The 8,289-nt window shown below is 71.7% G+C and carries 5 protein-coding genes and 2 pseudogenes; 3 read left to right on the top strand and 4 right to left on the bottom strand.

Features of this window, described 5'->3' with window-relative positions; genetic code table 11:
* Positions 1-506 precede the first annotated feature (506 nt).
* Positions 507-1,376, bottom strand: coding sequence for a helix-turn-helix domain-containing protein (locus tag IPZ69_RS01090; RefSeq protein WP_235451683.1), 870 nt, complete (start codon positions 1,374-1,376; stop codon positions 507-509).
* 189 nt (positions 1,377-1,565) lie between these two features.
* Here IPZ69_RS01090 and IPZ69_RS01085 point away from each other — a divergent pair, with 189 nt between their 5' ends.
* Genes IPZ69_RS01085 through IPZ69_RS01075 form a run of 3 tightly spaced genes read left to right on the top strand, consistent with a single transcriptional unit; the run spans position 1,566 to position 4,375 of the window.
* Entirely contained in the window at positions 1,566-1,775 is a 210-nt protein-coding gene (locus tag IPZ69_RS01085; RefSeq protein ID WP_235451682.1) for a ferredoxin, read from the top strand.
* Positions 1,765-3,138: an NAD(P)/FAD-dependent oxidoreductase gene (locus tag IPZ69_RS01080; protein ID WP_235451681.1), complete on the top strand. Its 1,374-nt coding sequence runs from the start codon at positions 1,765-1,767 to the stop codon at positions 3,136-3,138. Before IPZ69_RS01085 ends, IPZ69_RS01080 begins: the two co-directional genes overlap by 11 nt.
* A gap of 31 nt (positions 3,139-3,169) precedes the next feature.
* Positions 3,170-4,375 (top strand): cytochrome P450, encoded by a 1,206-nt coding sequence (locus tag IPZ69_RS01075; RefSeq protein WP_235451680.1) that lies wholly within the window; start codon positions 3,170-3,172, stop codon positions 4,373-4,375.
* A gap of 36 nt (positions 4,376-4,411) precedes the next feature.
* Here the strand turns inward: IPZ69_RS01075 and IPZ69_RS01070 are convergent, their stop codons facing one another.
* The 3 genes and pseudogenes from IPZ69_RS01070 to IPZ69_RS01060 form a co-directional block, all read right to left on the bottom strand.
* The gene (locus IPZ69_RS01070; protein ID WP_235451679.1) at positions 4,412-5,881 is read right to left on the bottom strand and encodes a lectin; all 1,470 of its coding nucleotides are present in this window, start codon (positions 5,879-5,881) and stop codon (positions 4,412-4,414) included.
* A gap of 103 nt (positions 5,882-5,984) precedes the next feature.
* Positions 5,985-6,407: pseudogene (locus IPZ69_RS01065) on the bottom strand (NPCBM/NEW2 domain-containing protein); the annotation flags it as partial.
* A gap of 36 nt (positions 6,408-6,443) precedes the next feature.
* A pseudogene (locus IPZ69_RS01060) lies at positions 6,444-8,117 on the bottom strand (NPCBM/NEW2 domain-containing protein); the annotation flags it as partial.
* Positions 8,118-8,289: the final 172 nt, after the last annotated feature.

Genomic DNA, 8,289 nt, shown 5'->3' with positions numbered 1-8,289 from the left:
GGCCGGGCGGGCGTTCGGCCTATGGGTCCGTGCAGGCGTAATGCGCCCCGGTTTCGGCAGGCGTCCGTCGTACGGGCCCCGTCCGGCGGGCCTGCGGCGTGCGGGGGCAGGGGCATCTGCGCGGCCTAAGGGGCCGGGCAGGCGTCCGGCCTATGAGTCCGCACGGGCGTCATGCGCCGCGGTTTCGGCGGGTATCCGTCGTACGGGCCCCGTCCGGCGGGCCTGCGGCGTGCGGGGCCGGGCGAGGGTCCGGCCTATGGGTCCGCGTAGGCGCCTTGCGCCCCGGTTTCGGCAGACGTCCGTCGTGCAGGCCCCGTCCGGCGAGCGCGCGGCATGCCGGGTCGGGCATGTGCGCCGCGTAAGGGGCCGGGTTGGCGCACGGCGTGCGAGGCCGGGCAGGCGTCCGGCCTATGGGTCCGCGCAGGCGCCCTGTGCCCGGTTCTCGGCAGGCGTCCGTCGTACAGCCCCCGTCCTGCGCTCGCAGTCCCGTGCCCGCCCGACGGCTCTCAGCCAGCCCGGCGCAGAGCCGCCGGAGTGGTGCCCAGCTTGGCGCGCATCACGCGGGTCAGGTGCTCCTGATGGGAGAACCCGCACTCGACGGCGACCTGGCCGATCGCGTCGGATCCCGTCCGCAGCAGGCGGCAGGCATGATCGAGGCGCAGCTTGAGCAGGAACTGGTGCGGCGACTGCCCGGTGCTCGCGCGGAACCGCCGGGTGAACTGGCTGGGGCTCAGCGCGGCCACGGTGGCGAGCTCCGCGATCGGCAGAGGCTCGTCCAGCCGCTGCTCCATGAGCTCGCGCACGGCGTCGAGCTGCCGGGTGGACAGCCCGGAGTGACCGGCCCGCGGCGCGGCGACGCCGGCGGCATGCCGGTGCACCAGCTGCGCGGCCAGCGCTCCGGTCAGGTGGTCGATGTAGGTACGGGCCGACGGTTCCCAGCGCCGCAGCGCGGTGTCCAGCGCCAGCATCAGCTGTTCGGCGAGCGGGTCCGTGGCCCCGAGCTCCTCGGACAGCTCAACGGGCCGGCCTTCGTTGGCCTCGTGCAGGGCCTCGTCCGCGAGGTAGGCGTGGATCGTGTCCAGGTTGCCCGTGAGCTCGACGGCCAGCGTCCGTCCGGCGGGCTGCAGGAAGAGTCCACCGGCGGGGACCGTCCGTGACTGGACGCCCGGCCGTGTCCCGCGACGGACGGTGACCGGACCGTTGAGGTGCAGGATGAGCAGGTGCGTGGGGGCCGGATCGAATTCGGCGCGGTAGGGCCGCTCCTGCTGAGCGGACAGGTACAGCCGGTCCCAGCCCAGTCCGGCGCTCGTGTGCCGTGGCCGCAGGCCGGGCCGACGCAGGATGCCGACCGTGTCGGCCAGCCGAAGCTCCGCCATGGTGCGGCCTCCTCTCGCCACCACCCATTCATTGAAACTTGAACTATACCGTGTGGACCACCCGAAGGGAAGGTGCTCCATGGGAGTGCCCGCGGCGCGGTTACAGCGCGCACTCGTCGCGATACGGGCGTAGAAAAGGATGAAGGGGGGCAAAAGGGGATACTGCTACGACTCAGGGAGTGGCCGTCCATGCAGATCGTTGTGGACCTCACGCGCTGCCAGGGCTACGCCCAGTGCGTCTTCCACGCGCCGGAGGTGTTCGAGCTGCACGGTGAGGAGGGGCTGCTGTACGCCCCCACCGTCCCGGCCGACCAGGACGAGCGCGTGCGACAGGCCGCCGCGGCCTGCCCGGTCCGGGCCATCCTCGTAGGAGAGGCGGTGACCGAGGGTGCCCGGTGATCCGAGGGACGGCCGCATCGTCATCGTCGGCGCGTCGCTGGCCGGGCTCCGGGCCGCGGAGACGCTGCGCGAGGAGGGCTTCACCGGCTCACTGACCGTGGTGGGGGACGAGCCCCATCCGCCCTACGACCGGCCACCGCTGTCCAAGCAGGTACTGCTCGGCAAGGCGGCGGCGGACTCCACGGCGCTGCCGATGCGCCGGGACCCGGTCGCCGACTGGCGGCTCGGCGTGGCCGCCACCGGCCTGGACCCCCTCGACAAGCGGGTGCTGCTGGCGGACGGCGAGTCACTGCCGTACGACCGGCTGCTGATCACCACCGGAACCCGGGCCCGGCCCTGGCCCAACCCCGAGGAAGCCGCGCTGGACGGGGTGTTCACCCTGCGTACCAGTGACGACGCCGGTGGGCTGGCCGAGCGGCTGGCCGCCGGCCCGACGCGGGTGCTGGTGATCGGCGCGGGCTTCACCGGCTCGGAGATCGCCTCGGCCTGCCGGGAACGAGGACTGGACGTCACGGTCGCCGAACGCGGGCCCGCTCCGCTGGTGGGCGCGCTCGGCGGGACGCTGTCGAAGCTCGCGGTCGGCATGCACCGCAACCACGGCGTGGATCTGCGCTGCGGAGTGACGGTCACCGCCCTGCACGGGGACGGGAACGGCCGGTTCACCGGTGCGGACCTGTCCGACGGCAGCCGCGTCGACGCGGACGTGTGCGTCGTGGCGCTCGGGGCGGTCCGCAACGTGGAGTGGCTGGCGGAGTCCGGACTCGCGGCGGGCCCGCGCGGCATCGCCTGCGACGCCGGATGCCGGGCCTTCAACATGTACGGGATCGTCACCGACGACGTCTTCGTGGCGGGGGACGTCTCCCGGTTCCCGCACCCGCTGTTCGGGTACCAGATGCTCTCCCTGGAGCACTGGGGCAACGCGGTCGCGCAGGCCGAGGTCGCGGCCCACAACATGGTCAGCCCCGGGCCCCTGCGGCGCCCGCACCTCGCCGTACCGACGTTCTGGTCGACCCAGTTCGGGCTCAACATCAAGTCGGTCGGCGTGCCCACCTTCTCCGACCACGTGGTGATCGCCCAGGGCTCCTTGGAGGCGCGCCGGCTGGCGGTGGTCTACGGCTACCAGGGCCGGGTCACCGCGGCGGTCACCGTCGACATGGCCAAGGCGATCGACTACTACCAGCACCTGATCGAGACCGCGGCTCCGTTCCCGCCCCCGCCCGGCGCGGCGGACCGCGCGATCGCGGCCGACGTCGCGATTCCGTCCGACGTGCCGGATCCGAAGGTCCTGTCCCACGGCCCCACCGTGGCCCTCACCGGATACCTGCCCGATCGCCGACTGACGGTGGTCAAGCCCGTCGGCTGACCCTCGTCCCGCCCGACCACGAGGAGCCGCCATGGCCTCCGACACCTTGCTGGCCCGGATCACCGACTATGCCAACCGCCCCGACCCCTACCCGCTGTACGCGGAGCTCCGCGAGGCCGGTCCCGTGGTGCGCCAGGCCGACGGCACGTACCTGATCGGCACGTACCACGAGATCGCCGCTCTGCTCCACGACCCTCGGATGAGTGCCGATCCGCGTTCGCGCACCGCTCCCACTCCGTCCGAGGTGACCGCCAAGCCGCCGTTCCTGCGGCTCGACGACCCCGAGCACCACCGGCTGCGCACCCTGGCCATGCGGCCGTTCGGCCCGCCGCACAGCCCGGGCCGGATCGACGGCATGCGGGGCGAGATCGCCGAGATCGTCAAGGAGCTGATGGAGGCCCTTCCGGCGGGGCAACAGATCGACATCGTCGACGACTTCGCCTACCCGCTGCCCGTCACGGTGATCTGCCGCCTGCTCGGCGTACCCCGCGAGGACGAACCGCTCCTCAGGGCCTGGTCCGACACCCTGGTCACCTCCGCCGACGTGCGGACGGACGAGGACCCCACCGAGCGGCACCGGGCGGGCGACCAGGCACGGATCGAGATGGGCGGGTACCTGCTGGACCTCGCCGAGCGGCGCCGCGACCACCCGACCGACGACCTGCTCTCCGCCTTCGTCAACGAGCCCGATCCGGCCCTGCGCCTCACCCGCGAGGAACTCGCGGAGACGGCCGTGCTGTTGTTCATCGCGGGACACGAGACCACGGTCAACCTGATCACCAACGGCGTGCTCACCCTGCTGCGCCAACCCGAGCACGTGGAGCAACTACGGCGCGAACCCGAGTTGTTGCCGCACGCCGTGGAGGAACTGCTGCGCTACGAACCCCCGGTCCACATGCGCGAGAGGGTCCCCCTCGCCGACATCGACGTCGCCGGTACCACGATCCCCGCCGGTACGTCGGTCATCCTGGCGCTGGCGTCGGCCAACCGTGACCCCCGGCGGTTCGACGAGCCCGACCGGTTCGACCCCACCCGTCCGGACAACGAGCACCTCGGCTTCTGCAGCGGTATCCACCTGTGCTTCGGCGCCCCGCTCGCCCGCCTCGAAGCGGAGACCGCGCTCGGTGCGCTGCTGCCCCACCTGAGCACGGCCCGCCTGGTCCAGGATCCGCCGCCCTACCGGCAGAACGCCATGCTCCGCGGCCCCCGCCATCTGCCGGTCCAGCTCCAGCTGTGACACCGCGGGCGGCGGGGGATTCCCCCGCCGCCCCGCTCAGCGCAGGTGCCACTGCTGGTTGGCTCCGCCGTGACAGGGCCAGATCACCAGCTGGGTCCCGTCCGCCGTCGATGCCCCCGGAACGTCCAGGCACTTGCCGGACTGCTCCGAGACCAGCCGGCCCCCCGCACCCTGGGTCCAACGCTGGTTCGCGCCGCCGGTGCACGTCCACAGTTCCACCGGTGTGCCGTCGGCGGTGTCCCCGCCGGTCACGTCGAGGCAGGCACCGCCCATGCGCAGGGTGCCGTCGGGGGCGGCGGTCCAGTACTGGGCGGCGCTGCCGTTGCACGTCCACACGTCGGCCTTGGTGCCGTTCGCGCCGGAACCGCCGTACGCGTCCAGGCACTTGCCCGACAGACCCGAGGGCGCGTATCCGGACACGCCGCCGGGCTGGTGGCGGACGAGCGCCGCGATGAGGGCGTGTCCGGGGAAGTCGGTCATGACGATGCCGGTGTGGCCCCAGGAGCCTCCGCCGAGGAAGTCCAGCGTGCGCTGGTTCATCCCGGTGCCGCCGCCGTACCCGCCGGCCATGTCGGCCGGAGTCGCCCCGGACGGTGTGCAGTTGGCCGAGGTGTACGTCACGTACATCGCGCCCGAGGAGTCGCCGGCGGCCTCGGCCAGATTGTCCCTGACCCCGTTCCACTTGGTGCCGAGATCGCACTGGCCCCAGTCGTCGGTGACGTAGTGGCCCCAGTCGCCGCTCGTCAACTGGGTGAGCCCGTAGCCGGAGTAGACCTGGCCGCGGGGCCCGGTGAACCGGGTCAGCACGATGCGGCCGCGCACCTGGTCGAGGGTGGGCATGTCGGCGGTGGAGGTCCCGGTCACCGTCGGCGCGTAGAACAGCCCCGGGTAACGGGCCAGGTAGTCGCGGAAGACGCGCATACGGTCCGCGGCGGTGGTGTTGGACGGGTCGTCGGCGCAGTGCCCGATCGACGTGCTGCCGCTGCCGCCCTCGGTGGTGTCCCCGTCGCACTCACCGTGCAGGTTCATCAGGACGGTCTCGGTGGGGTGCGCGGCGAGGAAGTCGCGGGCCCGGGAGAGGACGTCGTCGAAGTTGGCGTTCTGGTAGACGTTGGTGTGGTGGATGGCGAAGGCCCCGCCCACCACCCGTACCCGGATGTCGATCGCGCGGATGCCCGCGTCGAGTTGTGCGCCGAGGGTCGCCGCGCCGTCGCCGTGGTTCTCCTGGGTCTCGTACGCCGACGGATAGAGCCAACCGCCGTGAATGGCCAGGGTGTCGTGGGTGCCGGGGACCGACAGACGGCCCAGGCTCAGCGCGCCGTCGACGCCGCCCATCCAGTCCGGATGGCTCTGCGCGGTCAGGCTGTTGAAGGCGTCGGTCGACGTGGAGGGCTGCGCCGAGGCGGAGCCGGGAGTCAGCATGCCGAGCGCGGCGCCCGTCAGGGCGAGGGAAACGGCGAGAGCGGCTCGGCGTCGGAGCCGTGCGGGTCTTGTTGACCGGAACATGCCAGCAATATAGGGCCGGGTTCTCGGACAGGTCCAGACCGGTGGCGGGACGTCCGAGCCCCCCGGCACGCGTGGTGCCGGGGGGAGAGGATAGCGTTTCCGTTCACGCGCAGGTCAGTTGTGGTGTCGCCCAGTCGGCGTGGTCGTAGTTGAGGCCGTCTCCGGAGTCGGTGGCGGCGAGGCGGAGTTCGATCCCGCCGGTGAGGTCCGCGGAGAGCGACTTGGCCGCGTCCGCGCCCGTCATACGGCCGCTGTCCGCGACGAGCGTGTCGTCCCGGTAGAGCCGGAAGACGACGGACCCGTTGGTCCCGCCCGCCTCGTCGTCCACGCCCACGTTCACGGTCAGGCGTGAGCAGGTGCCGCCGAGGTAGTAGGTGACGTCACTGGCGGCGTGGGTGCCGAGGCCCTTGGCGTAGGTGGTGCCGTTGATGGTGAGGGTGTGGCCGTCTCCGGCGGCCTTCTCGCCGTTGCTGCGGTCGGGTTCGACGGGGCCCCAGCCGTTGGTCGCCGAGGCCCACGACAGGTCGCTGAGCGCGTGCGCGCCGGCCGTCGGACCGTCGCCACAGGCGAGCCGGGCGTCGGCCCAGTCCGCGTGGTCGTAGTCGATCCCGTCGCCGCCGTCGGTCACGACGAGCCGCAGCGTCGTCCCGCCCGTCAGGTCCGCTGTGAGCCGTACCGGCGGATCATTGGCCGTCCGCACGCCGCTGTCCGCGACCTTGGTCGCATCCCGGTAGATCCGGAAGGCGACGGACCCGCCCGCGGTCGACTCGTCGTCGACGCCGACGTCCACGCGCAGCGACTTGCACTTGCCGCCCAGGTGGTACGTGATGTCGCCGGGGGCGTGGGTGCCGAGGCCCTTGGCGTAGGTGGTGCCGTTGATGGTGAGGGTGCGGCCGTCTTCGGCGCCCTGCTCGCCGTTGCTGCGGTCGCGTTCGACCGGGCCCCAGCCGTTGGCCGCCGAGGTCCACGGCAGGTCGCTGAGCTGATGGATGCCGGTGGGCGGCAGGAGGGGCGTGCCGGGTGTCACGCGGTACATCACCGTGCCGTGCGCGGGCACCGACGCGCTGATCGCACCGGTCGTCGTGGATTCCTGCCTGGACCAGAGGTCCTTGAGGGAGTACGACGTCGCCCCGCCCAGGCCGACGGCCTCCGCGGTCGTCGACACCGTCCGCGCGGTGCCGTTCTCGTTCGTCAGCGTCACCGAACGCCCGCCGTCCGCCAGCGGTTTGGACATCACGACGAGACCGCCGGACGACGACACCACCGCGCCTTGCCGGCCCAGCGGGTCCTGGTCGATGCCGATGACGTCGCTGTTCTTCAGGATGTCCAGCGACGCCGACGACACGCTGCGCAGATCCGTGCCGATCAGGAGCGGCGCCGCCATCTGCGCCCAGAGGCTGAAGTGGGTGCGGTACTCGGTGTCGGTCATACCGCCGTTGCCGACCTCCAGCATGTCGGGGTCGTTCCAGCCGCCCGGCCCGGCGTACGGGGCCAGGGACTGGTTCTGGTGGGCTATGCCGATCATGCTGGACCAGGAGTCGGAGATGTCGCCGGTGGTGCGCCACGAATTCCCGTACTGCGCGGCCCAGTTCCAGGGCCGGTTCTCGCCCCACTCGCAGATGCTGTAGAGAATCGGGCGGCCGGTGGCCTTGAGCGCGTCCCCCATGGCCTTGTACCGCTGCTTGGCGTCCGCGCCGGTGTTGTTGCAGTTGTCGTACTTGAGGTAGTCCACGCCCCAGTCGGCCCACAGGTTGGCGTCCTGCTGCTCGTGGCCGAGCCCGCCGGGGAAGCCCTGTGTGTCACAGGTCTTGGTGCCGGCGCTGGAATAGAGCCCGAACTTGAGGCCCTTGGCGTGGACGTAGTCCGCGACCGCCTTGATCCCGTGGGGGAACCGGACCGGATCGGGCACGAGATTGCCGTTCGCGTCCCGGTTGGGCAACGCCCAGCAGTCGTCGACGTTGACGTACGTGTAGCCCGCGTTCTTGAGTCCGAGGGAGACGAAGGCGTCGGCGATGCCTTTGACCATGTCCTCGTTGAACTCGGCCCGGCAGTGCGTGGAGTTCCAGTTGTTGAAGCCCATGGGCGGGGTGCGGGCGAGGCCGTTGTCGACGGCGGGCCCGGCCGCCGACGTGGCCGCGTCCGTCGGGGTTGCGGCCGTCGGCGTCGCCGCCGTGCCCGCGGCGGGCCTGGCGGCGATCAGGGTCGGGACGGCCAGGCACAGGGCGGCCACGGCTATGGCGAACTGTCTTCTGTGTACGCGTCGTTCGGCAGACACGTGCGGCTCCGAGGGGGGTGAGTGGTACACGGGAACACGCGATCACACTTCACACGTTCAAACACGGACGAACGAAAGCCACCACATCTCACCCGCTTGTTTGGGGCATGTCAATACCGTGCACGCCCTCGCC

The organism is Streptomyces olivochromogenes, from assembly GCF_021538895.1.
Taxonomy (GTDB): domain Bacteria; phylum Actinomycetota; class Actinomycetes; order Streptomycetales; family Streptomycetaceae; genus Streptomyces; species Streptomyces olivochromogenes_A.
This window is presented reverse-complemented; position numbering and strand designations above follow the sequence as displayed.

Coding starts and splice junctions, on each gene's coding strand:
- IPZ69_RS01070 (WP_235451679.1), bottom strand. CDS start 5,881: ATGTTCCGGTCAACAAGACCCGCACGGCTCCGACGCCGAGCCGCTCTC.
- IPZ69_RS01075 (WP_235451680.1), top strand. CDS start 3,170: ATGGCCTCCGACACCTTGCTGGCCCGGATCACCGACTATGCCAACCGC.
- IPZ69_RS01090 (WP_235451683.1), bottom strand. CDS start 1,376: ATGGCGGAGCTTCGGCTGGCCGACACGGTCGGCATCCTGCGTCGGCCC.
- IPZ69_RS01085 (WP_235451682.1), top strand. CDS start 1,566: ATGCAGATCGTTGTGGACCTCACGCGCTGCCAGGGCTACGCCCAGTGC.